The 23,024-nt window shown below is 52.2% G+C and carries 38 protein-coding genes, 2 tRNA genes and 4 pseudogenes; 28 read left to right on the plus strand and 16 right to left on the minus strand.

Features of this window, described 5'->3' with window-relative positions:
* Positions 1–18: 18 nt before the first annotated feature.
* The 14 genes and pseudogenes from malX to CKK19_RS23905 all read right to left on the minus strand — a co-directional run.
* A pseudogene (gene malX, locus CKK19_RS23840) lies at positions 19–1,425 on the minus strand (maltose/glucose-specific PTS transporter subunit IIBC); the annotation flags it as partial.
* A 44-nt stretch (positions 1,426–1,469) separates the two neighbouring features.
* Entirely contained in the window at positions 1,470–2,750 is a 1,281-nt protein-coding gene (locus tag CKK19_RS23845) for a site-specific integrase (RefSeq protein ID WP_063853895.1), read from the minus strand.
* Positions 2,751–2,782: 32 nt separating this feature from the next.
* A complete protein-coding gene (xisR, locus tag CKK19_RS23850; RefSeq protein ID WP_225455234.1) occupies positions 2,783–3,031 on the minus strand; it encodes an excisionase family protein in 249 nt (82 codons plus the stop codon).
* Between the two features lie 132 nt (positions 3,032–3,163).
* A pseudogene (locus CKK19_RS23855) lies at positions 3,164–3,271 on the minus strand (TraR/DksA family transcriptional regulator); the annotation flags it as partial.
* 2 nt (positions 3,272–3,273) lie between these two features.
* A complete protein-coding gene (locus CKK19_RS23860; RefSeq protein WP_225455235.1) occupies positions 3,274–3,783 on the minus strand; it encodes an HNH endonuclease in 510 nt (169 codons plus the stop codon).
* A 91-nt stretch (positions 3,784–3,874) separates the two neighbouring features.
* Positions 3,875–4,486, minus strand: a complete 612-nt coding sequence (locus tag CKK19_RS23865; protein WP_225455236.1) for a hypothetical protein — start codon at positions 4,484–4,486, stop codon at positions 3,875–3,877.
* The gene (locus CKK19_RS23870; protein WP_225455237.1) at positions 4,483–4,701 is read right to left on the minus strand and encodes a hypothetical protein; all 219 of its coding nucleotides are present in this window, start codon (positions 4,699–4,701) and stop codon (positions 4,483–4,485) included. The genes CKK19_RS23865 and CKK19_RS23870 overlap by 4 nt, the downstream gene beginning before the upstream one ends.
* Entirely contained in the window at positions 4,698–5,357 is a 660-nt protein-coding gene (locus CKK19_RS23875) for an MT-A70 family methyltransferase (RefSeq protein ID WP_225455238.1), read from the minus strand. Before CKK19_RS23875 ends, CKK19_RS23870 begins: the two co-directional genes overlap by 4 nt.
* Positions 5,354–5,506 carry a DUF1317 family protein gene (locus CKK19_RS23880; RefSeq protein WP_045348785.1) on the minus strand — a complete coding sequence of 51 codons (153 nt, stop codon included), beginning with the start codon at positions 5,504–5,506 and terminating at the stop codon, positions 5,354–5,356. The genes CKK19_RS23875 and CKK19_RS23880 overlap by 4 nt, the downstream gene beginning before the upstream one ends.
* Entirely contained in the window at positions 5,503–5,931 is a 429-nt protein-coding gene (locus tag CKK19_RS23885; protein WP_225455239.1) for a regulator, read from the minus strand. Before CKK19_RS23885 ends, CKK19_RS23880 begins: the two co-directional genes overlap by 4 nt.
* Positions 5,928–6,545, minus strand: coding sequence for a lambda exonuclease family protein (locus tag CKK19_RS23890; protein WP_225455240.1), 618 nt, complete (start codon positions 6,543–6,545; stop codon positions 5,928–5,930). The genes CKK19_RS23885 and CKK19_RS23890 overlap by 4 nt, the downstream gene beginning before the upstream one ends.
* Complete coding sequence (gene bet, locus CKK19_RS23895; protein ID WP_063259392.1) at positions 6,542–7,288, minus strand: phage recombination protein Bet; 747 nt, start codon at positions 7,286–7,288, stop codon at positions 6,542–6,544. Before bet ends, CKK19_RS23890 begins: the two co-directional genes overlap by 4 nt.
* A gap of 18 nt (positions 7,289–7,306) precedes the next feature.
* Positions 7,307–7,591, minus strand: coding sequence for a host nuclease inhibitor GamL (gamL, locus tag CKK19_RS23900; protein WP_022651075.1), 285 nt, complete (start codon positions 7,589–7,591; stop codon positions 7,307–7,309).
* A gap of 72 nt (positions 7,592–7,663) precedes the next feature.
* The gene (locus CKK19_RS23905; RefSeq protein WP_047731065.1) at positions 7,664–7,861 is read right to left on the minus strand and encodes a DUF1482 family protein; all 198 of its coding nucleotides are present in this window, start codon (positions 7,859–7,861) and stop codon (positions 7,664–7,666) included.
* An 823-nt stretch (positions 7,862–8,684) separates the two neighbouring features.
* Here CKK19_RS23905 and CKK19_RS23910 point away from each other — a divergent pair.
* Positions 8,685–8,882 carry a hypothetical protein gene (locus CKK19_RS23910; RefSeq protein WP_063867007.1) on the plus strand — a complete coding sequence of 66 codons (198 nt, stop codon included), beginning with the start codon at positions 8,685–8,687 and terminating at the stop codon, positions 8,880–8,882.
* A gap of 258 nt (positions 8,883–9,140) precedes the next feature.
* Here the strand turns inward: CKK19_RS23910 and CKK19_RS23915 are convergent, their stop codons facing one another.
* Entirely contained in the window at positions 9,141–10,445 is a 1,305-nt protein-coding gene (locus CKK19_RS23915; RefSeq protein ID WP_059291141.1) for a hypothetical protein, read from the minus strand.
* Positions 10,446–10,619: 174 nt separating this feature from the next.
* Entirely contained in the window at positions 10,620–11,279 is a 660-nt protein-coding gene (locus tag CKK19_RS23920) for a LexA family protein (RefSeq protein WP_225455241.1), read from the minus strand.
* 108 nt (positions 11,280–11,387) lie between these two features.
* On the opposite strand from CKK19_RS23920, the gene CKK19_RS23925 reads away from it, so the two are divergent.
* The 27 genes and pseudogenes from CKK19_RS23925 to CKK19_RS24055 all read left to right on the plus strand — a co-directional run.
* A complete protein-coding gene (locus tag CKK19_RS23925; protein WP_022650973.1) occupies positions 11,388–11,606 on the plus strand; it encodes a helix-turn-helix transcriptional regulator in 219 nt (72 codons plus the stop codon).
* A gap of 30 nt (positions 11,607–11,636) precedes the next feature.
* A complete protein-coding gene (locus CKK19_RS23930; protein WP_063867006.1) occupies positions 11,637–12,182 on the plus strand; it encodes a toxin YdaT family protein in 546 nt (181 codons plus the stop codon).
* Positions 12,183–12,194: 12 nt separating this feature from the next.
* Positions 12,195–12,452, plus strand: coding sequence for a hypothetical protein (locus CKK19_RS23935; RefSeq protein ID WP_023303587.1), 258 nt, complete (start codon positions 12,195–12,197; stop codon positions 12,450–12,452).
* Between the two features lie 75 nt (positions 12,453–12,527).
* Entirely contained in the window at positions 12,528–12,722 is a 195-nt protein-coding gene (locus tag CKK19_RS23940; protein WP_047721649.1) for a ClpX C4-type zinc finger protein, read from the plus strand.
* On the plus strand, positions 12,706–13,560 hold the full coding sequence (locus tag CKK19_RS23945) for a replication protein (RefSeq protein ID WP_225455242.1): 855 nt from the start codon (positions 12,706–12,708) through the stop codon (positions 13,558–13,560). The genes CKK19_RS23940 and CKK19_RS23945 overlap by 17 nt, the downstream gene beginning before the upstream one ends.
* Positions 13,545–14,417, plus strand: a complete 873-nt coding sequence (locus tag CKK19_RS23950; RefSeq protein ID WP_225455243.1) for an ATP-binding protein — start codon at positions 13,545–13,547, stop codon at positions 14,415–14,417. Before CKK19_RS23945 ends, CKK19_RS23950 begins: the two co-directional genes overlap by 16 nt.
* Complete coding sequence (locus tag CKK19_RS23955; RefSeq protein ID WP_225455244.1) at positions 14,414–14,758, plus strand: winged helix-turn-helix domain-containing protein; 345 nt, start codon at positions 14,414–14,416, stop codon at positions 14,756–14,758. Before CKK19_RS23950 ends, CKK19_RS23955 begins: the two co-directional genes overlap by 4 nt.
* The gene (locus CKK19_RS23960) at positions 14,755–15,327 is read left to right on the plus strand and encodes a hypothetical protein (RefSeq protein ID WP_225455245.1); all 573 of its coding nucleotides are present in this window, start codon (positions 14,755–14,757) and stop codon (positions 15,325–15,327) included. The genes CKK19_RS23955 and CKK19_RS23960 overlap by 4 nt, the downstream gene beginning before the upstream one ends.
* Positions 15,324–15,584 carry a DUF4752 family protein gene (locus CKK19_RS23965; protein WP_032621567.1) on the plus strand — a complete coding sequence of 87 codons (261 nt, stop codon included), beginning with the start codon at positions 15,324–15,326 and terminating at the stop codon, positions 15,582–15,584. Before CKK19_RS23960 ends, CKK19_RS23965 begins: the two co-directional genes overlap by 4 nt.
* Positions 15,581–16,129, plus strand: a complete 549-nt coding sequence (locus tag CKK19_RS23970; protein WP_225455246.1) for a hypothetical protein — start codon at positions 15,581–15,583, stop codon at positions 16,127–16,129. Before CKK19_RS23965 ends, CKK19_RS23970 begins: the two co-directional genes overlap by 4 nt.
* Positions 16,126–17,058 (plus strand): hypothetical protein, encoded by a 933-nt coding sequence (locus CKK19_RS23975; protein WP_225455247.1) that lies wholly within the window; start codon positions 16,126–16,128, stop codon positions 17,056–17,058. The genes CKK19_RS23970 and CKK19_RS23975 overlap by 4 nt, the downstream gene beginning before the upstream one ends.
* Positions 17,059–17,304: 246 nt before the next feature.
* Positions 17,305–17,754, plus strand: coding sequence for a recombination protein NinB (locus tag CKK19_RS23980; RefSeq protein ID WP_105322448.1), 450 nt, complete (start codon positions 17,305–17,307; stop codon positions 17,752–17,754).
* Positions 17,747–17,917 carry a NinE family protein gene (locus CKK19_RS23985; protein WP_225455248.1) on the plus strand — a complete coding sequence of 57 codons (171 nt, stop codon included), beginning with the start codon at positions 17,747–17,749 and terminating at the stop codon, positions 17,915–17,917. Before CKK19_RS23980 ends, CKK19_RS23985 begins: the two co-directional genes overlap by 8 nt.
* Positions 17,914–18,582 (plus strand): serine/threonine protein phosphatase, encoded by a 669-nt coding sequence (locus tag CKK19_RS23990; protein WP_225455249.1) that lies wholly within the window; start codon positions 17,914–17,916, stop codon positions 18,580–18,582. The genes CKK19_RS23985 and CKK19_RS23990 overlap by 4 nt, the downstream gene beginning before the upstream one ends.
* Positions 18,575–18,859 (plus strand): hypothetical protein, encoded by a 285-nt coding sequence (locus CKK19_RS23995; RefSeq protein WP_000048136.1) that lies wholly within the window; start codon positions 18,575–18,577, stop codon positions 18,857–18,859. The genes CKK19_RS23990 and CKK19_RS23995 overlap by 8 nt, the downstream gene beginning before the upstream one ends.
* Positions 18,856–19,215 carry a RusA family crossover junction endodeoxyribonuclease gene (locus CKK19_RS24000; RefSeq protein WP_021571188.1) on the plus strand — a complete coding sequence of 120 codons (360 nt, stop codon included), beginning with the start codon at positions 18,856–18,858 and terminating at the stop codon, positions 19,213–19,215. The genes CKK19_RS23995 and CKK19_RS24000 overlap by 4 nt, the downstream gene beginning before the upstream one ends.
* The gene (locus CKK19_RS24005) at positions 19,212–19,328 is read left to right on the plus strand and encodes a hypothetical protein (protein WP_112778584.1); all 117 of its coding nucleotides are present in this window, start codon (positions 19,212–19,214) and stop codon (positions 19,326–19,328) included. The genes CKK19_RS24000 and CKK19_RS24005 overlap by 4 nt, the downstream gene beginning before the upstream one ends.
* Positions 19,325–20,014, plus strand: a complete 690-nt coding sequence (locus tag CKK19_RS24010; protein ID WP_225455250.1) for a bacteriophage antitermination protein Q — start codon at positions 19,325–19,327, stop codon at positions 20,012–20,014. The genes CKK19_RS24005 and CKK19_RS24010 overlap by 4 nt, the downstream gene beginning before the upstream one ends.
* A 97-nt stretch (positions 20,015–20,111) precedes the next feature.
* Positions 20,112–20,189, plus strand: a tRNA-Met gene (locus CKK19_RS24015).
* A gap of 3 nt (positions 20,190–20,192) precedes the next feature.
* Positions 20,193–20,268, plus strand: a tRNA-Arg gene (locus CKK19_RS24020).
* Between the two features lie 189 nt (positions 20,269–20,457).
* Positions 20,458–20,763, plus strand: a complete 306-nt coding sequence (locus CKK19_RS24025) for a phage holin family protein (protein ID WP_122008274.1) — start codon at positions 20,458–20,460, stop codon at positions 20,761–20,763.
* Complete coding sequence (locus CKK19_RS24030) at positions 20,750–21,190, plus strand: lysozyme (protein WP_023311422.1); 441 nt, start codon at positions 20,750–20,752, stop codon at positions 21,188–21,190. The genes CKK19_RS24025 and CKK19_RS24030 overlap by 14 nt, the downstream gene beginning before the upstream one ends.
* A pseudogene (locus CKK19_RS25340) lies at positions 21,187–21,495 on the plus strand (lysis protein); the annotation flags it as partial. The gene CKK19_RS24030 and the pseudogene CKK19_RS25340, both read left to right, overlap by 4 nt.
* Positions 21,449–21,607 carry a lysis system o-spanin lipoprotein Rz1 gene (rz1, locus tag CKK19_RS24040; protein ID WP_225455252.1) on the plus strand — a complete coding sequence of 53 codons (159 nt, stop codon included), beginning with the start codon at positions 21,449–21,451 and terminating at the stop codon, positions 21,605–21,607. The pseudogene CKK19_RS25340 and the gene rz1, both read left to right, overlap by 47 nt.
* 246 nt (positions 21,608–21,853) lie before the next feature.
* Complete coding sequence (locus tag CKK19_RS24045; protein WP_001514187.1) at positions 21,854–22,399, plus strand: KilA-N domain-containing protein; 546 nt, start codon at positions 21,854–21,856, stop codon at positions 22,397–22,399.
* Positions 22,400–22,578: 179 nt separating this feature from the next.
* Positions 22,579–22,797, plus strand: a complete 219-nt coding sequence (locus CKK19_RS24050) for a hypothetical protein (RefSeq protein WP_023306053.1) — start codon at positions 22,579–22,581, stop codon at positions 22,795–22,797.
* Positions 22,798–22,800: 3 nt separating this feature from the next.
* Positions 22,801–23,024, plus strand: a pseudogene (locus CKK19_RS24055) (hypothetical protein); the annotation flags it as partial.

Here is a 23,024-nt window from a genome sequence, read left to right on the forward strand (position 1 = left end):
GACGAGGGGGGCGAGGCATCAGGCTTCGACGGTTCGCATCAGGGTTGCCAGCTCATCCTTCACTGACTGTACCTGCGGGCCAATGACGACCTGCAAATTGTGTTGATTTAACTGTACCACGCCGATAGCCCGGTTAGCTTTAAGTGCGTTGGTATCCACTTTGGACATGTCCGCCACCGACAAACGCAGGCGGGTGATGCAGTTATCCAGAGAGGTAATGTTATCCGCACCGCCCAGCGCCGCCAGAATAGCCGGCGTGTTATATCCGGATTTCCCAACGGTACCGGCCACTGCCTGTTCAACGCTGGTGGCCGTATCGGTATCGCGGCCAGGCGTTTTCAGGTTAAAGCGGGTGATGGCGAAGCGGAAGATCCCGTAGTAAACCGCGAACCAGATGGCGGCCACAACCGGCACCAGATACCACTTGGTGGACAGGCCGTGCAGGATACCGAATACCACGAAGTCAATCACGTTACCGTCGGTGTTACCGATGGTCACACCGAGCACAGCCATCACGGTAAAGCCCAGGCCTGTCAGTACGGCGTGGATGAGGTACAGCACCGGTGCCACGAACAGGAACAGGAACTCGATAGGTTCTGTCGTACCGCCCACCACGCAGGCAATAACGCCGGAGATCAGCAGGCCTTTAATTTTATGACGATTTTCCGGGCGGGCGCAGTGGTACATCGCCAGCGCAGCGCCCGGCAGGCCGCCGAGGAAGGCAGGCATTTTCCCCTGAGAGAGGAAACGCGTCGCACTTTCAGAGAAGCCGTGCGTGGTCGGGCAGCTCAGCTGGGCCTGGAAGATGGTCAGCGCGCCGCTAACGGAATGACCGCAAACGTCCATAGTACCGCCTGCTTCAGTAAAACGGATCAGGGCAACCAGGATGTGCTGTAAACCAAATGGCAGCAGCAGACGTTCACCCGTACCGAAAATCATCGGGCCGAAATCACCCGCGCCGTTGATAATGCGGCCAATACCGGTGATCCCCATGGCAAAAACCGGCCAAATCAGAGGGATGATCAGACCAAACAGACCCATCACAACCAGCGTAATGATTGGCACAAAGCGGGTGCCGCCGAAGAAGGCCAGCGCATCGGGCAGGCGGATGTTATGAAAGCGCTCGTGCAGCATCCAGATGATCACTCCCGCGATCACGGCTCCAAGGATCCCGGTATCGATGGACTGAATTCCAATCACGCTCTGAATGTTATTGGCTTTCAGTACCGCCGCGTCGGTCGTGGGCAGGATCCCTTTGGCGGTCAGCCAGAAGTTAACCGCAAGGTTCATGACCGCATAGCCAACGAAGCCTGCAAACGCCGCCACGCCTTTGTTTTCCCGCGCCAGACCCAGAGGAATGGCGATACAGAACATTACCGGCAGGAAGCTAAAGGCAAAAGAGCCGACCTTGCTCATCCAGATGAATCATGATTGAAGTGATATTGATATTTAAAATCAGATACTTGAGGTTATGCGGTTTTTCTATGGGGCATCAGTGGGGCATTTTGAGTAAAAGACGCGTTCAAAATGCCCACCTGGTCATGGTTATTCTCGGTCATCCATTTACCGTAAACCGTGAAGAGCATTTGCGCTGACGAATGGCCCATCTGGTGCGCAACGAAGTTTGGATTCGCTCCAGCTACCAGTGCCCAGCAAGCATATGTGTTTCTGGTTTCATAAGATCGTCTTTGCCGGACGCCTGCACGACGCAGGGCAGTGCGCCAGGCCGAATTAATAGACCCGGGAACGTAGCACATTGTCTTCTTGCCGTTCATTGAAGTAATGGACGGGGAGAATATAAAGGTGCATTCGTCAGTTCTCTTTTTCTTGTATTCCCGTAGGCTGACGCTTACCTTGTGGGATGCCATCATTCTGGTCAGTGGCATTTGCGCCTTGAGTGCATCAATTGCTGGCTGGGTCAGCTGTATTGTTCGAATCCCGGCGTTGGTTTTTGGCAGGGTGAAGTTTCCCTTCAGGGAATAGTTCCGTGACACTGTAACAGTCCAGTTGACAGTATCCACATCCTCCCAGGATAACGCGCTTAGTTCGCCATGCCTGACGCCTGTATTTACCGCAAAGATAACCATATTCTGAAACTGCAGCGTTGGGCAGGCCGCAACCACTCTCTGATACTCGACAGAAGTAAGAGGATCTGGAATGGGTCTTTCTTTTGCGAGAGGGGTAATACCTGCCATCAGATCGGTTTTCAGGTAGCCACTTTTGAAAGCAAAGCCCAGCATCCCGCCAAGGCATGCCATATAGCTATTGACTGTAGGAACGCTTCTTCCCTTTTTGGGTGGATGATTTAGGCCATGTCTGGTCTTCTGCCAGCCGTTCAGTAGCTCCTTCCTGGCACTAAGGATATCTTCAGTGTTCAGGCTGCCGATATACCTGTGCTCACCAATTGTTTCGATAGTGGTTGTGAGGTGGCAATCGTAACGCCTCAACGTCCCGAGGCTAAGCTCCATCTCCTTAAGCCCAAGCCATTTCGATTTCAGTTCAAGTAGTGAGATTTGCTTTCTGACAGTGCTGAATTTCTCTGCGTTCGATGAATCAGGGAATTGCGAGGCATAATTGAATGTGCCTGTCTTTATCGCAAAGCAGACTGAAGCCCGAAGTTCGCCTGCCATTTTCCTGTTTTTTGGCGTGTCAGGAACGCCGAGATTTTCCCTGACACGCTTCCCCTGATATATGAACCATATGCGTAACGATTCGCCATGAACCTCTACGCCTGTTGGGTATGCTGCCATAATCATTCCTCGTTTGATGTGCCAAAGGACATTTAAGCAGATATTCTCCGGCGTTTCGCTGGGCTTTGGTGCTCGATCCAGTGGTTTATCTCATCGCGGTTATACATGATTGGGCTGTTTTGCTTAGGTGCCATATCAGGGGCAACATAGCGATAATGCTTTCCCTCCATCCAGGTAGACCGGCGAGCATGCTGAATCATGTGCTTTGACATGCCGGTTGTCGCAGTTAAAAGTTCCTCTGTGACCCATTTATTCGGTACCAACTGAATAATGTCGCTCATGGTTTTCTCCAGGCAAAAAGAAGCCGCCCGTAGGCGGTAATAACATCAAGGTATTTACGAGGTGGGCTTTCGCACCCAATAGCCAGCTCATAGCTCATAACTGGCTATCAGTTGCGTCAGTCGTCTTCGTCATTCTTCACAACGCTCAGCCGACACGGCGCTGCGGTCTATGCGGTGAACGGAAAGGGCAGCGTTACGCTGAAGCTCTTCAATCTCTGCTGCGGTGTCGATGATGTCCATGGTCACTCCTTACTCGCGGTTTGGCCGTGATTAGCGAATTCGCCATGTCGTGCATTTCTAAATGACTCAACGGCTTGAATTGCATCTTCAATATTTTCAAATTTACCCAAGTGATATTTCTTTCTCTCAAACATGCACTGGGAGTGCCATTTCTTAGTTTTATTGCACCAACTGACACCTTTGTGACCGCTTTTGTTGGTCTTGCGCAGCCTTTGGTTATGCATGTTTTGGGTGTGAGTCGCTGGGCGTAGATTTGCGATACGATTGTCGGTACGAACGCAGTTGATATGGTCAAGGTGACCAGGAGGGAATTCGCCAAACATGTAAAGCCAGGCCAATCTGTGCGCCAAGTAATTCTTCCCGTCGAGCTTAATCCCGATGTAACCATTGCAGGTCAGGCTGCCAGCTGGCATTCCCGGCTTTATGCAATAAGCGGTGGATTTTATCCAAGTAAACGATCCAGTAAGCGGGTCATAATCTAAGCACTCCTTAAGTCTTGCCTGAGTAATCATATTCAATGCTCCCGGAACTGTCGGTTAATACGGTTGAAGGTGAAAGCCAGCAATAAAAAAGGCCGCTTTAGCGACCTGGTTATTAGTGCCTTCATGCGGCGCGCTCCGCCATTATTTCGGCCCTCTGCTCGTCGTTGAGCATGTCGTCAGAGACGATCGCCACACGGTTGCTGGCGCTCCACGATACTGGAGCACTTTCTTTCAGTGCTTTATTCAGCGCCTCAGCAGCATCACGCACAGCTTGTGGCAAGCAGTAATAGTCATCACCATCAGGTATTATCTCTTCGCAGTGCTGTTCCAGGTCGAACTCCGGCGGGTAGTTAGGCTCGCAGATCATTAACTGCAACTCACTCGGCAGTAGGGAGTGCTCACAACAATAGTCAGCCAGCGATTCAGCGTCGAAAAAGTACTGGTCACTGTCAAAGATAACGAGCGGCTCTCCGGCCCATACCGCGCGCTCAAAGGTAGAGAACTTCGCCTGTCGGCTTTCGCGGTGGCATTCTTCGCAATAGCCATGAGTGCTATGAATAGGGTGCTCTTCAGGTTTGTTTTTGCACTTGCGATGAGTGGCACCGCACCAACGCGCCTGGTGCTCGTCACCACCCCAGAAACGGCCTTGTCGGTCTACCCAGCCAGTTACAGTCTGGATGCTGGCCGCTTCAGCGCTGTCCATCATCACGATTTTTTCAGTTTTCATATTCATTGTTCGGCTCCAAACCGCCCGTTAAGGCGGCCAGTTTTGACGACGAACTCCAGGAGGCTAACTCCCAGAGCTTCAATTTTCTTGTGGTGCTTGTTGATGATGGGAGGCACCGTTTCGTTCCAGTTTGGCTTTGGCTTCTTGCGCATGGCCTGCTGGATTTCCTCGGTGCGGCGGCGGCAGGCGGCGCGTATGGCGTTGTCATTTTCTGGCGTCATGCTGCCCCCGTTTTCACAACATCGATGGCGCAGCCGGGTAGCAATTCAACCGCGGCGGTGGCGCACTGATTTCCCCAATGATCCCAGCCCGGTGCCGCGCTGCGGCTAAACAGCTCAATGCGCGGCACATCGCCGTAAAGCAGCTCAAGCCGGTGCCGAACTTCCCACGGCTTTTCGCTGTGCGCGCCGAGCGGGCTGTATACCACCTGCTTAATCCCTGCGTGCTTTCGTTCCAGCCCGGCGCCGCGGGTGGCAATCAACAGGTCTTCTGTATTGGCCCGGGTGTGATTGCCGCCGTTCATGCGCGTCTCGGCGTTAAGCAGATAGAGGAAGTCGTAAAAGTCGGTGACTCCACCCTCGGCCAGCGCCTTGTTGATGCGCAACTCGGCGTTCTGATTCAGCTTCACCCAGGTAAAGCCCTTCATCGTGCGAACTGTAAATCCCCAGGCCTCGGCCAGTTCGATAGCCTCCTGGTTATGCGTGCCGGTGTACCACATCGCCAGCACCGAGTTTTCGGCGGCAAGTTCCCACACTGGCAGGCGCTTGATGTCGATGAGCTTCATGGTGGAGTAGTGGTCGGCAGCGGCCCCGTTACTGATGGTGTTTCCGTAAGACCATGGTGGATCGACATACAGAAGTGAGTATTTCGCTGTCATGCCGCCTCCTGCCTTTCCCGATATTCCTCAGCGAGCCGCTGCGCCTTTAATGGATTGCTGACCACTTCGCCCCATGGCATTAGCCAGCCGTTACCAATGAAGGGAAGGCACAGCGTGCCAACCGTGATGTCGTCGTGAGCGTGAGTCATAGGATGGGCTCCATTTCGTCGATGTAGAGGCCCTGAGCAATTAGGCGGCGACGGCGGGCGGCACGTTCAATGCATTCCTGCCGTCTACCTTCCTGCGATTGCTCTCTGGCACGCCGGGTGAACAGCCGCGATTTGCCCTGCGGCGTTACAACCTTCGGCTTCGTGACGAGGTCGAAAGTGCGGTCGCAGATGCCGTCCTCGTTGATCCACTTTTCCGACTCAACGATCTGCGCTATCTGTCCGGTGCCGCGGGTAATGCCGTTGGCAACCCGGTTAAACTCGATGAGCGTTACGCCAAACTTCTCGGCGATTTCGCTGCCCGTTACCGGGCGGCCGCGCGTCTGAATCATCCAGATAACGCGTTCACGGAGGCCGGAGAATTGCCCGGTTCGCCCGGGCCTGCGGTAGAAGGGTGTGCGCTTCATGCTGCACGCTCTGTGATTTTCAGTATTTCCGATTCCAGATCTGCAAGAAAGCTCTTAACCTCAGACTCGATTTCGCGCGCCAGCCCTTCATCGAAATGAATGCGCTTCTTGAAATAGGCGAGGTCGGGCGGCAGGCGATCATCGAAACTAACGAAATCACACCATTTCCGCCCGGTGCACATCATCTGCGCATGCATTTGCAGCATGTACTGGCGCTTTGGCTCGCCAGTTTTCAGCGTTTCAAGATGGGTCCAGGTATTGGGGCATTTGATTTCGATAAGCCCGTCGTCGTTAACAAGTCCGTCCGGGCTGGCTGCGAATCCGGGTATGGATGGGTGATCGATGAGTCCAACTTCAGTGATTTCCGCATCGAACTCATTCAGGGCGTACATTTCGCGCGCCACTGGCTCAAGTTCAGTGCCGCGCATCATCGCGGCATTCGAAAACCCTTCCTCCAGCTTCCCGGTCAGCCGTTGGCAAATCAGCTCGGCCATGTAGTTCTGGCGGCTGGTGGAGTAGCCCGACTTAGTCCGGGCCATGACATCAGCCAGGCGACTCGCTGTGACCTTGCCGCAGCGCGCAGCAAACCATTCAGGGGTGCGTTGCTCCATCATTCAGCCTCCTTCTCTGCGACATTGACAGGTTCGGCGTTGTCGACAGCAAGACTCATGTCATACATGCGTCGCTTCTCAACTGCGCCGATCACCTGCTTCTCTTCAGCGCTCAGCGCTACCCAAAACTCCTGATACTTGACGGTTCCAAGGCGCGCGGCGGACTCACCTTTTGCGATCAGATCCGGGCGACGGCTATCTGATTCATGGCCCGCATGAACCTCTGCCGTTGTTCCTTCAATAACTCGCTCCGCCTCGTCCTGGTCGAAGATGCCAGCGAAACCAAAGGCCAGGCGCGCGCACTGGATAAGCGTCTTGTGGCGAAGCATGCGCGTAGGGTGGGACTGCCATGGCTGAGTGTTGCGCTTACACTCTCCCATGTACTCGGTGACGATAGTCGGGTGCTTACGGTCTTTGCGATAAATCTTGCAGGTGCACGCGCCTTCCTCTTTGTCGTAAGAGAATTCCATGCCATCGAACTGAGGATGTTCATTGATAATGCGAGCCCATCCATCAACACCAACGACCGGGACAATCCCGCCTTTATCTGGGAATGCGTAAATCTCTTTGGTCCATGGGTTCAGGCCGTACTGGTTGGCGACGATCAGCAGGGCTGTAAACTGCTCGTCCGTGACGTTGCCACCTTTGAAAGCTGTATTCTTCAGTGTATTCATCAGGTCTGTGCCGGCATCCATGCCGAGTCGTGCGGCCAGTTTCCCGGCCATGGTGGAAAGTGCAGTGCTCATTGTTAATTCCCTCAAAAATTAAAACGGGCAGCCGGTACGGTGTTCCCAGTCGTATTCCGCCTGGGCATAAGCAACTGCCGAAATGAAATCGTTGTAGGCCTCGCCAGCTTTATCGCTGCGAAGTCCTTCGTATGGGCTGGAGTCAATCGGTACGGAGAAGTGGAAGAGGCCGGACGGCTCTTTTGGCATCATGTCGATGATTTGCTGTGCCCGGTCGTCGATCCACTTCTCTTTCTCGTCGGTGAGCTGCTGCTCAACCCAGCGCCGATCTTCGATTCGGTCGTAAGTGAGGTATGCGTTCATGGCTGAACTCCTGAAATTTGGATGTGCAGATGCCGCCCGCAGAAAGCCAGGCCGATCGGTTGAATAGGGTGGTTAGTGCTGCGCGATGGATTTCGCCGGGAGCTCGCCGTTTCGGAGGATGCTTTCTACCGGCCAGCACTCAGCTGACACTTTCTGCTCCGTAGCTGCCTGGCTGCATTCCTGCTGGCTGTCGTAAACGCCGAGAATGACATCCTGATAATCACCGTTTGTCATTGCCACGGTCAGGACGAGCGCGAATAAAGTTTCCATCAGTGAAGAGTCCTCCCGATGGCGACGGCGTAAAGACGCTTTGCTTCTTCCCACGCCGGAGCATTGCGATGGAGCACCGCGAACGAAGCGAGTCGTTGGGCCTCTCTGATCTGCTGCTGGTTTACCATGATTTCCTCTTAGCCTTATCGCGGCGAACGGAACGGTTAATACAAGACTTCAACGCATTTATTCAGTGTTTCTATGGGCGGTGGATGGCCGCCGGTTGTCATAACTTGAGCCACTCGTAAATGACCCCAGGTATGAAAAAAGCCGCTGGTTAGGCGGCTCTGTTAATCCATTCTCGTGCGTTCCGACGGCTCATCCATGCCAGCTTTACCCAAAGGTCATGAAGCCCATCACCACGCACTGAGGATCGGCATTTTTTGCGGTACTGCCTGTAATCTTCACTGCACTCGGCAGCGTATTTATCCGTTGTGCTTACCATATCCTTACCCTCTGTCGTTACCCGCTGATGCGGGAGATATGCTTTGTGATTCAGCACAGCCCACTCAGCTTCGAATGGACTGGAATAAATCTTTTTTCGCTTTGCCATAATTGCCGCTCTTCCTGAGCCCGCCTATGGTCCGACGCATGGTTTACTGTCGCGCCGTTCGACTGACCGAATCTCCACTTCGCCGCTGGCTAACTTCGCTCAGCTGTCGATGTTTCGTTTCGATGGATTGAATATACAAAACGTATTCTTATCATGCAATACGAAATGTATAATTGGTGGGTGGTTTTGTGATAACAAATTGTATTCTAAGGTGATTTATTTTTTTAAATACCAGTGCTACGCTTAAAAAAAACAGCAGGAGGGATGTGCATGGTTCTGGATGAAGAGCGTATAAGCATGAAAATTCAGGCGATGGGGCGGGCGGTCATGGAGTTGTCACTGGCAGATTTACCTATGACCCAGCAAAACATCATCGACAAGCTGAAGCAGTACCGGAAGGAAACAGGAAACGTGATAGGGAAGGGCGTGAACAGGGGTGCGGCTGAGATAGTGCGGAAAGGGCAATAAAAAAGCCCGCACGGAGCGGGCAGGTAGTGTTGCGATAGTTATTGTTATCAGCTTCAGGCTGGATAGTTATCGGCAGAATGGGGGATGGCTTTATGGGTGGGCAATAAAAACCCGGCGCGGTGGCCGGGTTAGATTATTTCTTTTTGGTAGCTAATGCAGCTTGTTGAGAGCTGCTACCACTACCAATCGGGAACTTAGCTGCTGCAAGTGCCTTGTAGGCGTTATCAACTACCTGTTGTAAGCTCACGCTTCCCCCCATCATTTTCTCTTAAAAAATTGATAATTCAGTTCTTTATCAAAATAATGCTTGCGTTTCATCCAAACGAAGCCATCACCCTTAGATAATACAGCAACGTCAATAGGTCCGCCAACACTGTCGCTATCATTTGAGACTTTACGCTTAAAGGCGGTAAGGTTTACAAGTGATTCAGCCATATACCCTAAATCAACCTTGGCTAGAGAACCCAGCACTGAAAGCACTTTTTGCACATGATTTAACGTCATATGGTTTTGAAGTGCTTCGAGAGTATCACCTTGAGTCGTTGCAATGGTTGCATCGAAGGCTGCTTCAATCTCATATCTAGGGATTGACGGATGCTGTGCCGATATCAATCCAGTCACTTCCATTTTTAATTTCTGAAGAGAGCCAAATACTGAATCTTCTACACACTTTATAATTCCTTGGCTGCAGCCTTGCATAAAGGTGTGCACCTCATCCTCTTGTGCGAAAGGGAATATTCCAATTGAAGAGCCACTGTTGTCTTTATCCTTGGTGCTTGGTTTCATAATTTTTCCATTATAAACACCGTAGATATGATGTGACTCTATTGCAGGATAGAATTCCTCGTCCCCATAGCCAGCAAAAACAATCCCAGAATAAGTCTGCAAATCATTTTCTTTACACATATAAGATGAAAGAAGCAATGCTAGCGCTTCTTTTAATGATTCAGGGTATGGGGTTTCAGGAGTATCAATATTTGGTTGTATTCTTAAGGCGCATAATTGATATGTTATTGGAGATAGCTCATTAAATGCTAATTCGAAATCTTCCTGCGTAAATGAATCAAAAAATGGGTTCTCGTTTATCTCAGAAAATTTTCTTCGGCACCGTTGCTCGATGAAATTGTGATATTCATCAAAAGATGGGGCGGCATTATTTATTTTAATGAAGCCAGCAACGTCCTCATCCTGCACATCCTTTAACAGTTTGGGTAGGATGGCATCTGAAAACAAGCTAAAGAAATATTTCCCCTGCATATCAAAGGTGACAATATTCTGGTTGCTCTGAACGAAACTAAAGAAATCGGCAGCATACTCGCTAATAAAGTCAAAAGACTTGTCATTAAGGCTTTTCCTGTAAGCTTTAATCATCAATTCCCATGGGGCGCCGCATATACCCGCATTATTATATATCATTAGTGCGACGGGATGATGCTTTGATAATTCAAATAGTTTATCTGCGTTATTATATATTTTCTCGGAGAAGCCATTTGTAGTAGTTACAGCGGAGTCTGCGGCTAATGCTATGCCAGAACGATTATATACTGCAATTTCAGCTGTCATCTTTTTGCTCCGTCACTTAGGGATTGAAATATTGATAAAAAATGTCAGTCAAAGTTTGTTTTTATCACTGATTAGTAGTTCTGGCACTAGTGATGCTTTCGAGCCGTAATGGCGTTTTAGATGCCAGATACAATACCGATCACCAACTATGCGCCGACCAGAACACCTTTCCTATCACACCAGCCGCATCTTCGTCTCTACAGCAACACCGATAATTCGACAGTTACCATTAATCGGCACGAGTGGCCATTGCGGGTTAAGGCCCTTCAGATACTTCTGTGCACCGTCGATCACTAACTTCTTAAATGTTGCCTCGTTCGAATCGGATAGCTTTGCTATTACCAGACTGCCATTTACCGCATCTCTACCGGTGTCGAAAAGTACATAGGTTCCTTCAGGTATGCTCAAGCCAGTAGGGGCTGTCATTGACTCGCCATCAACGAGCAACCAGAACGCGTCACCCTGAATGTGAGCATTCGACTCAAGCCACAGATCTATATCTTTTAGGGTGTATGGCTCAACCGCTTCGCACCATGAACCAGCCTGGACACTGCTGATTACTGGATACTTGTTACCAGGATTGTAGGGGCCAGCGTACTCCACATCACCCTTAAGCGTGTCGTCAATGATCATACCGCCAGCTCCTACGGAGAAGTTCTTTTTGCCAAGGAACTGCAATATTTTTGCGATCTCGGAAAGGCTTGGCTCACGCCGAGCGTTCAGCCAATGACTTACCGCACCTTTAGTAATACCGAGGTGCTCCGCCAGCTGTTCCTGATTGATGCCCTGACTTTTCATCAGGGTCTTAGCTAAGTCGTACCATTTCATAGTCATACCCGAATGATACAAGTTGTATATATTTGCGCGAGCCACAATTCGTATATTTTACTTGCGAACAAAGAATACAAAACGTATATTTAAGTTGTTTAAAGGAGACCCGACATGAACAATATCCGAAAAATCCGCAGAAACATCGGTTTGACTCAGCGACAGATTGCCGAAGAGCTGAACCTGTCGACAGGTGCGGTTTGCCATTACGAAAAAAATAAACGCAGCTTAAGCCTTGAGCAGTGCCGGGCGATTGTTGCAGCTCTGAATAAGCATGGCGCTTCAGTAAGCGTTGATGACGTTTTTCCACCAATCAGCAACAACGCCGCCTAATTGGCGGCCCTAACCACGAAAGGGAAAGCAATGCATTCACTTGCGTATCAACAAGGTAACAAATTTTCGCCAACGGCGATGATTTACCAGAATCGCCGGGAGCCTGATTCCGCGGCGTTAAACATCGATGGGATTCGCGCAGCTGTTCGCGCCTGGGCAGCTGATTGCCGCAGCCGTGAATTTGTCGCAGCGCTGATTGTGGAAGAGTGGCGGGCGTCCGGCGGAACCGGTCTGGATATCCCGACTGACTCACACCGCCAGATGCAGAAGGTATTCCGCTGGATTGATGGCGACACAGAGTACGCCGCCAACAACATTCGCCAGCTGGCACCGGCAATTATGTCCGTCCTGCCGCTGGAGTACCGCAACCGCTTAGCGCCGCAGAACGACACGATGTCGCTGATCGCCTCTGCGATGAAAGAGTGTGCCGAAGCTAAACAGGCCGTGCTGCTGGACGCTCCAGAGCATCAGAAGCTGAAAGAGGTAAGCGAAGGTATAGCGTCGCTGTTCCGCCTCATGCCGGAGCAAGTAGGCCCGCTGATGACGATGGTCACGTCGATGCTCGGCGTCATGTAACCGGAGAAGACCATGAACCACATCGAATTTATCGAGAAGCATGTACGCGATGAACTGATCAAACAGGGATTCACCGTAGCGGTGGCTCAGGGGGGGGCATTTCAGGCCGTCGATATGTACAAGCGTATGTCACAGGCCAGTCGTAAGGGGAGGATTTTCGATGACGTGTTACGACACGCAAAACTCTGGGCGGAGAAACAACAGGTTCCGTCAGACAAGTTCGAAAAGAAGCGCGTTAAGCGTGTGCAGCAGCAGCCAGGTCTGCTCTGAAAAGGCGAAAGCCGCGCTGTTGGTAGCAGCAACGGCTTTCAAGACACTGTGTTACGCCAAGTAACGGGAGTAAGTATGCCAGCAATAAACGAAAAGGCAAATCAGCACGCAACTCATAAATGCTCTTTCTGCGACAGAAGCAATATTGATAGCGACGTGAAAACCATAGTTGCCGGTCCAGGCGTTGCTATCTGCGATAACTGCATTCTGCTTTGTGTCGAAATTATCTTCAAGAAAGGCGGGGAGGCTGCTGATGAACTTAGCAATTAACAATATCTCACCAATCAGGCCTGATTTGCAGGTCGTGGAGCCGCGCGTGGCAGATCTTGATGATGGCTATACGCGTATTGCCAATGAACTTCTGGAGGCTGTCATGCTGGCAGGATTGTCTCAGCATCAGCTGCTGGTCTTCATGGCTGTAATGCGTAAAACATACGGTTTCAACAAAAAATCTGACTGGGTTAGTAACGATCAGTTATCTGCCCTTACCGGCATTCTTCCGCACAAATGCTCTGCTGCTAAAAGCTCGTTAGTTAAGCGTGGAGTATTTACCCAAATCGGGCGTTCTGTCGGCATTAACAAAACGGTTAGTGAATGGGTGAAATTACCCAAAACCGGTAATGAAAATAAACGTTACCTGAAAGAGGTAAATTCACCTGAATCAGGTAAGGAATGTTTACCCGAATCAGGTAACGACACTTACCCAAATAAGGTAAACACAAAAGACAAACATACAAAAGACAATAAAGACAATATTAATAAACCCCCTAAATCCTCCAAACCGGCTTCGTTCGATCCGGCTGGTGTTGACCTTCCTGAATGGCTGTCAGTTTCAGTCTGGAAGTCATGGGTCGATTATCGTCGCGACCTGAAGAAACCGATCAAGTCTCAGCAGACGGTTACCCAGGCCATCAACCTGCTTGAGCGTTGCAAGTGCAGCGGATACCAGCCTGAAGAAATCATCAACCAGAGCATCGCGAATGGCTGGCAGGGTTTGTTTGAGCCAAAGATCGCCAAGCAGACCCCTCGCGCGCAGTCTCGCGTATCTGAGAACTTTGCTGGCAAAGACTATGGCCAGACTGAAATTCCTGCATGGGCGAGGGACTGATCATGACGCTGGATGAAAAAATCAATCAACTTGAGAAACGCATTACTGAGCTGAGCCAGCCGCCAGTTCAGCATGAAGATATCGAGCTAACTATCAGCACCGAGAACTGCGAAACGCATGGCCCCTTTGAATGCAGGACCAGGCATTTCTTAAACTCAGTCGTGAAAATTCCCCCGCGCCCAAGCTGCTGCCCTGAATGCCTCAAAGAGGAGTTAGGCCGCTTGCAGGCGGAAAGAATTAGCATCAACGAAGCAGCCCGCAAAAGAAACATCGAGCGCCTGCTGGATGGACTGAGCATCCCGGCCAGGTTTGAATCCTGTTCACTGGAGAATTATGAACCGGTGAACGAAGAAGCGAAACGCGCCCTGAAGGTCTGTCAGGCATACGCCAGCCGCTGGCCTGAGCGTTTGCAGAAGGGTGGTGGCCTGGTGATGTGTGGCAAGCCTGGAACCGGCAAGAACCACCTCGCATTGGCTATCGCCCGGCATGCAATCACCGAGCACCAAAGCTCAGCTGTGTTCACCACCGCGCTGAAAATTGCCAGGGAGTACAAGTCAACCTGGTCGAAGGGGTCAAGCCGTACTGAAGACGAAGTGATCCGTTACTTCACGAAGCCCGACCTGCTGATTATCGACGAGGTCGGCGTGCAGTTCGGAAGCGACGCCGAGAAGTTGATCATGTTCGAAATCATCAACACCCGTTATGAGCGGATGAAGCCAACCATCCTGATCAGCAACCAGACCCGGGAAGAACTGGCTGCATTCATCGGCGAACGCGTTCTTGATCGCATGAGCGATGGAGGCGGGTGCACTCTGTCATTCACGTGGGGTTCTTACCGTTCTAAGGGGGCAGCATGACCATAACAATTCGTGGGCAGATTCTTGCAGCCCTGCGTAATAACCCGGGCCTGAACAGCGGGCGTATTGCCAAGATGATCGGCATGACCACCAAAAAGATGTCAGGCACGGTCAGCTCGCTTCTGGCAGACGGCCTGATCACTTGTGAGGGCAAGCACGGCCAGCGGCTTTATCGGCTGACCAGTTACGGCATGAAATACGCACCGGAAACCATACCTGCCATGCCGAAGGGGAATTCGAAGCTGGTGCAGCGTACAGAGACGAACGCGATCTGCCAGGAGTGCCGGAACAGCCCGGCAATGAGAAGGGTTTTGATGGTTTGGGGGAGGGTAGGGGCATGAAATTATTTGAGATGGAAGGTTTTCTGCGTGGCAAGTGCATTCCACGCGATCTGAAGGTTAACGAAACCAACGCCGAGTATCTTGTGCGTAAATTTGCCGAAGCAGATGCCAGATGCGCGGCGCTGGCTGCGGAGAATGCCTATTTGGTGCCCAAAGCGGCCAGCGAACTGTCAAATGCCTGGGTGCTTCATAAGTACCTCATTGGCATTCAAGCGGCGATTATGTATCTGGATAATGGCAACAAGAAGGCCGCACAGGAATTGCTGTACGGAACTATTGCCGGTCCGGGATTTGAGTTCCCTGATGAGGTAGAGGACATCGACGCATGGGCAACTCATCAGATGCGCGGCAGCATCAGCCATCCGCAAGCGATCGAAATCATCAAAGCAGAAACCCCAGCCACCGACGCTTTCCTGGCTGAAGTGCGGGCCGCCGCAGTAGATGAAGTTTGCCTGAAAATTAGCAATGCAATTATTAATTGCTATCAGGACGAACAAATTGGGCTTGATGCAGCAGCAACTATCTGCGGTGACTTCACCGCCCAGCTTCGCAAAGGAGTGCAGTCATGAGCATTCTGGACATTCTAAACACTGGCCTCGCTCTGATGGGGTGGTTATTCATCATGTTCAAAACGGGCCAGTGGTTTATCTCCATTGCGCTAAAGCAGTGGGAGAAGCGTAGAAAACTATCTCGTAGACAGAAGGCAGTACACGAATTTTACGATGCGTTTGACTTGTCCAGCATCGAACCAGGAACAACGGTGCGCCTGGCGACTAAAGGCGATCTGACAATCATGATGTATCGCACAGAAGGAGCCGCCCAATGAGCAACATCGACAAACACATCGACAAACAGGCGCTGCGTGATCAAAGCGTTGAAGGATCATTTTACCTGGTGGAATGCTGCAATTGCGGTGAAATGTACCCCAGCAACCTTCTGGATGGTGGAGAAGCAATTGCTGACTCCGGGGATTACGGCGATTGCTACTGCCATCTGTGCGGAGCAGATGACACGGAACGGGCGGATTGGGGAGACGTAAATTCGAATGAAGCAAAGGCGTGGAATTTTCAGCAGAAGCGCATTGAGGCGCTGCTGGATGAGCTGGAAGCAAAAGACTCAACCATAGCCACTCAGCAGCAGGAGATACGAACGCTTCTTAATGCGTTAGGGCAATCATCAGAGAAGAGAAATTCTGACCTTCCTGACCAGAAGCGAATTATTGGTTGGCGAGCATCAGACTACACCGACGAGACATCTGACCCTGAGCTAGCTAAAAACTGGGCCGCTGCAATTGGTGTGCTGCCGATTTTTGAAGGCGACGTGAATACAAAATTAAGCGCCGCCGCAGCCGGTAAAGGAGAGGCATCATGAGCACCTTCACCAAAGAGCAGTTAATCGAAAAGCTTCAGCACAGAATTTCTGTCGCATCAGGATTTCCGGAGTCAGAAAAAGCGCAAATGGATCTTGAGCTGGCGCGTATCGCGCTGGCATCGCTCGAAGCGGAGCCTGCCATTCATCGCTGGCGCAGGGTGACCGCTGAGCCATACGGCCCTTATCCTTGGCATTACGGTAATTTTATCTGCTTCTCAAAACCAGTTGATGGGATTGAGGACGAGTATTATTACGCCGCCCCGCCAGCGCCGGTATCTGTGCCTGATGAGCGTTATCAGCATCTGAGTGAGCTTTATCACGCGCAGGAGAAACGGCTGTTCAAGCTCGCACAGCGAATCAAGGGGGCGTCATTCGATAAATACGCGTACTCACCATCGCAGGCTATCGATGTCCTGGAGTCAGCAATTTTTGGTGAGCGCGAAGATGAATGCCGCGCCGCCATGCTTCAGGGTGCCGAACTTGTAACGACGGCTAACAAGTTGCGCGACGCAGTGGAAACCATACGCAACTCCGGCATTGAAATCGACGCTGAGAAAATCTTTGCAGAGCGTGATGCTCTCAACGCCCCGGTGATTCCGGATGGTTACTGCATCATGCCACTAAAGTTGACTGCCGATAATGGAGCCAAAGGCGCGCTATGCGGAGAGTTTCATGTTCAATACCGCATCGTTTGTCAGTCATGCGTAGGTGAAGGTTGTGAAGACTGTAACCATACAGGCGGGTGGGATGCTGAAATCCCCGTTGGCTGGGACACCATAAAGCGAATTCATGAGGCAGCAGTAGAAGCTTGCGCAATGCCAGCAGCACCGCAGCAGGAGGTAGAAAGCCAAATCAGGAAGGGCAAGACTGTGGCCAGGGAAGAGTGGGAACTGGGGGCGAGGTTAACTAAGCATAGATTCAAACCATAGCTACCATACAAGCGATATGGGAATCCCCATATCGAGAGCCATGGCCTCTTCGGAGGCCTTTTTCTCGCGTTGATTTTGTTGAATCAACCGTCCATAATCATGTCATCGGAGCTTGAACAACTCCGGTGACTTCTGCGCATTTAAGGGGACTTAAATGCGACCACAATCTGAACTCCTCACATTGTCACAGATGCAGACATGCACCTGCGATTTTCTGCATTCTGCGTTACCTCTCGGAGGTGGCGCATGAAACAGCACTACTGCATCGTTAACGACACCGTTAAAGAGAATCTCATCGCGTACATTCGCGCCCTGCCGGTAAACCCTCGCGCGCCGATGGTAGTCGAGGCTCGGGAAGAGACCCGCACCGACAAGCAAAACCGTCTGATGTGGCCGCTGCTGAAAGACCTGTCTGATCAGGTTGTTTGGCACGGCGAAAAGCTGACCCGCGAAGAGTGGAAGGACCTCATCACCGTTCTGGTAAATCAGACTCAGGACCAGGAGCAGAAATCCGCGCCGGGCATCAACGGCGGACGCGTTTATTTCGGCGTCCGCACATCCAAATCCAGCAAGCGCTACATGGTCGACGTCATCGAGGCGATTTACTGGTTCGGCACCGACCGCGGCGTGAAGTTCTCCGAAGCATCCAGTAAGCGCATCGCCTGGGCGCAAGAGTGGAGGGCTTCCCGTGGGTAGTCCTCTCGCGCGCGTCATCACAAATCACATCTTCAACGTTCCGGCGCGCCGCCAGCGCAAGCCCGCGGTTAAGCCGTCCGACATCCCGACCATGAAAGACTACACCGCCCGCCTGGTGGATCAGAAATGGCTGCGTCTCGCAGCGAGGAGAAAATCCGCATGAGCATGTATCAACGCATTAATGGCGCTGACTGGCGCAATATCTTCGTCGTCGGGGATCTGCATGGGTGCTACACGCTGCTGATGAATGAGCTCGAAAAAGTTTCGTTCGACCCTGCGTGTGATTTGCTGATTTCGGTTGGAGACCTTGTTGACCGAGGCGCGGAAAACGTCGAGTGCCTGGAGCTGATTACTATGCCGTGGTTCCGGGCTGTGCGAGGAAACCATGAGCAGATGATGATTGATGGGCTATCGGAGTATGGGAACGTCAATCACTGGTTGGCAAATGGTGGCGGCTGGTTCTTCAATCTCGACTATGACAAAGAAGTGCTGGCTAAGGCTCTAGTTCACAAAGCAGCTGAGCTGCCACTCGTCATCGAGCTGGTTACCGCTGAGCGTAAAATCGTTATCTGCCACGCTGACTACCCGCATAACGAATATGCGTTCGATAAGCCCGTCCCGAAAGATATGGTCATCTGGAATCGTGAGCGGGTTAGCGACGCTCAGGACGGCATTGTCTCGCCTATAGCTGGTGCTGATCTGTTTATCTTCGGGCACACCCCAGCGCGCCAGCCGCTTAAGTATGCCAACCAGATGTACATCGACACCGGAGCTGTGTTCTGCGGAAACCTCACACTGGTACAGGTTCAAGGTGGTGAACATGAGTAAAACCTACCGCAGCAAGAAGTGGCTAGCCGCAGTCGGCCAGATTGAGCAATGCGTCCTGTGCGGAGCGTGGGGCGTGCAGGTGGCACACCGCAACGAGGGTAAGGGTATCGGTATGAAAACAGACGACTGCGCCACCGCTGCTATCTGCGTCACCTGTCATTCAGAGATCGATAACGGAAAGGGTTTGAGCCGTGACGAGCGCCGCCAGTTAATGGATCGCGCCATCGTCCTGACCATTATCCAGATTGCCCGTCGTGGCTTGGTGGTGCCCGCATGAAAATCTACGACATCACACCAATCGGCAAGCCTCGAATGACCCGCGCGGATAAGTGGAAGCAGCGCCCACCTGTAATGCGTTATCGCGCTTTTTGCGATGAGGTCCGCCTGCGCAAGCTGACCATGCCTGAATCCGGATCACATGTGACATTCGTCCTACCAATGCCACCAAGCTGGAGTAAGAAGAAACGAGCTGAGTTCGCCGGGAAGCCCCACCAGGCCAAGCCAGACTGCGACAACATGCTGAAGGCCCTGATGGATGCGCTTTATGAGGATGATGCTCACATCTGGGATTGCCGCATCACAAAGGTCTGGGGAGAGAAGGGGCAGATCATCATCGGGGAGTGCGCGCCGTGACCAGAGACGAAATAACCCGGTACCAGGCAGAAAGCGTTAAGCGCGCCAGCATGCCGCCAGTAGCAAAGCACAGCCAGACCAAAACCAACCAGCCACAGAAGGAAGCCGCATGAACAGTCAGCAACTGGAATACGTACGTCAGCAGCTCATTGTGGCGACCGCAGATCTGAGCGGGGCGACGAAAGGGCAACTGGTAGCTTTCGCCGAGAACGCGCAATTCACCGCGACGGCACGCAGCCGGGGACGAAAGAAAATCACCGACCCGGTCACCGGCCGGAAAGTTAACCCTGATGGCCCGGCGATGAGCGGCAGCCAGTCCCGCGCTAAGGGCTCATCTATCGCGCTGGTGGGTCCGGTCGAGTTCGTGACAGCATCTTGGCGCCGCGCTGTCATGTCTCTGGAAGAACATCAGAAAGCGTGGCTACTATGGAACTACAGCGAGAATATCCGCTTCGAGCACCAGGTTGCGATCACCCAGTGGGCGTGGGCAGAGTTCCGGGAACAGCTCGGCACGAAGAAAGTGGCCGGCAAGACGCTGGATCGCCTGAAGAAGCTAATTTGGCTGGCGGCGCAGGACGTGAAATTGGAGCTGGCAGGGCGTGAGACGTACGAATATCAGGCGCTGGCGGAGTTGGCTGGCGTGGCGAAATCCACCTGGACAGAAACGTATCTGCCTCACTGGCTGGCGATGCGTAACAGCTTTAAGCGACTCGATAGCGGTGCGCTTATCTCAGTAACGCGATCACGTTCACAACAAAAGGCGACAAATTTAGACGTAAGTCTTGCAAAACCGAACTAAAACGCATATATTTCATGTAAATCTGATATCGTCGCCATAGCTTCGTAGGTCGACAAAGAATTAAGAGCCTCGCTAAATGCGGGGCTTTTTTGTTTCTGGGCCGGAAGCTCATTTGGTATGAGCGGTCCCCTCATAAGGGAAGGGTAGACAGGTTCGAATCCTTCACGGCCCACCAAATTTGCCTGTAGCTCAGAGGAAAGAGCAACCGCCTTCTAAGCGGTTGGTCGCTGGTTCGAATCCAGCCAGGCGAGCCAAACCCAGCCAGGGTATTTACGGCCATAGAGCCGACATTGCCTTACCCTCATCTTCCTGGCTTGTCGCCAGGTTTTTTATTCCAGGCCGCAGACAATCAATTCCAGATGCCACGTAGCTATCGTGTCTGACGGCCTTTCCCCACTACACAAACAGCACCCCGTTTTTTCGGAGGTGATATGGCTAAACGTATGCAAGATAAAGAAAGCATTGCCGGAGTGTCATGGCTGATTGTCCTTGCTCTGTCATGCTGGGGCGGCCTGGTCCGATACCTTATTGACGTTAAGCAGAACAAAGCCACCTGGAGCTGGATCAACGCGCTGGCGCAAATTGCAGTGTCCGGCTTTACCGGTCTCATTGGTGGACTGATCAGCGTTGAAAGCGGGCTTAGCCTTTACATGATTCTGGTTACGTCTGGCATTAGCGGCGCGATGGGCTCCGTAGCGCTGACGTACTTCTGGGAACGACTGACGGGGATGAAGAATGCAAACCAGTGATAAAGGCATTGCCCTGATCAAGCAGTTCGAAGGCTGCAAACTCACCGCCTACCAGGACAGCGTCGGAGTCTGGACGATCGGTTATGGCTGGACTCAGCCTGTCGACGGCAAACCAATCCGCGCCGGGATGACTATCAAGCAGGAAACGGCAGAACGTCTGCTGAAGACCGGGCTAGTAAGCTACGAAAGCGATGTGTCCCGCCTGGTCAAAGTTGGCCTGACTCAGGGGCAATTCGACGCCCTGGTGTCGTTCACGTACAACCTCGGCGCCCGGTCACTGTCGACATCGACCCTTCTGCGAAAACTCAACGCTGGTGATTACGCTGGTGCAGCCGATGAGTTCCTGCGCTGGAATAAAGCTGGTGGGAAGGTGCTGAATGGGCTGACACGTCGGCGGGAGGCAGAGCGGGCTCTGTTCCTGTCATGATTGGCGCACTGGTTAAGCGTTACTGGTTGCAGCTGCTGGTGGTGGCGTTAATCGGTGTGCTGGCGTTCTTCGTGAACCACTACCGCGACAACGCCATCACCTACAAAGACCAGCGCGATAAAGCCACTGAGAAACTCAGCCTGGCTAACGACACCATCAAAGACATGCAGACCCGCCAGCGTGATGTCGCTGCACTGGATGCCAAATACACGAAGGAATTGTCCGATGCGAAAAAGACCATTAACGATTTGCGTCGGGATGTCGATTCTGGCGCTAAACGGCTGCGCATCGCCGCAACCTGCCCTGGAGTGTCCAAAGCCACCTCCACCTCCGGCGTGGATGATGCAGGAGCCCCGAACTTACTCCAGACGCTCGACGGAATTATTTCGATCACCGGGACGGAATCGAAACCGTTAACAAAATGATCTACGGGATGCATGAATACATCAACACCCAGTGTCTTAAGTGATTCGTCACCAAAATAACAGAGCCTGACTTCGGTCGGGCTTTTTTATGCCCTAATTTCACCGCGCACCGCAGCGCATACAAACCACAGAACCGAACCCTTTGAAATGAGCCTTTGAGGAAGCTAGTAGTGCTGGCGAGCCTCTGTGGGCTGGTTTCCTATGCGGCAAAGGTTCATCTCAAAGAAAGGTACACGCTATGACATATCCAACTGTGATCGTGAATGGTGTCTCTGTCCGAGTGGACGAGAAGGGGCGCTATAGCCTGAATGATCTTCATGCCGCCGCTGTCCTGAAAGGTGAGGCTACTGAGTCACAAAAGCCGGGCAAGTTTATTCGTAGTGCATCAGTAAAGCGTTTCGTTCAGGCGCTGGCAGGCAAAGGACAAAAATGTCCTTTGGAAGATAACCAGGCACTTAGAGTAATTCGCGGTGGTGACGAGCCCGGCGTATGGGCTGCAGAGCTACTCGCTATTAGATATGCCGCCTGGATTAAGCCGGAGTTTGAAATCCGCGTTTATGAAACCTTCCGCGAGGCTGTGCTCAACGGTCTTAGTAATATGAACCGACTCAACCGACTTGACCTGCTGATCGCCAATGAGACCAAAGAGGTCAGCGCATGTGCCCGGGCAATGAATAAGTGGGGCGTCGGTGGTCGCAAGAAGCTTCTCAATTGCGCTCGTGAGCGGATCGTCAGTCAGATGGACCCTGACATGGTCACGCTTATGGAAGCGAAAGCAGGGTAGCCAACGCAGAATTGCGTCGGCAAATAGCGGCATTACAGAAGCTCTTCACTGAGGGGCTTCGATAATGATCTGTGTAACCCCGCAAGGATGGTGATCACATCTTGCTGACGGGTAAGCCGTAAGTGGCTAAGCACTTCTGAGAAGCAGGGCAACAGCTGCGACAAGGCAAAGAGGTAACCATGTCCGATATCTACCAAATCACGCTAACCACCCAAACAGGCGAAACCTTCACAGGCAAGATGTCACGACGTCAGCCAGAGCTGGTTAACGGCTTTGTGCCGCTGGCGACGGAGACGGGCGAGTGGCTGTATTTTGCTCCAGCCGATGTGAAGCGCGTGCAGTTCACGCCAGTACCGGCAGAGCAGACCGGACAGCCAGCAGAACAAACAACGGAGTAACCCATGGTTAACGATGAAGATCGCAGGCCATACCCGCCAGTTAACTTCATCATCTCCGACAACTGGCAGCCATACACCCGGCTCATCCCCGCCAATGAAGTGCATGAGTGGGTAAGCCGCCAAATCCTCAGCGATACCGGCAGCATCCATAACCCTGACCATGAACACCTGTTAGAGGCTGACCTCTGTTTTATGTGGGCGTCCGATTTGAAGTGGTTTACTGAATT

This window comes from Enterobacter sp. CCUG 70166 (assembly GCF_020224095.1).
Lineage (GTDB): Bacteria > Pseudomonadota > Gammaproteobacteria > Enterobacterales > Enterobacteriaceae > Enterobacter > Enterobacter intestinihominis.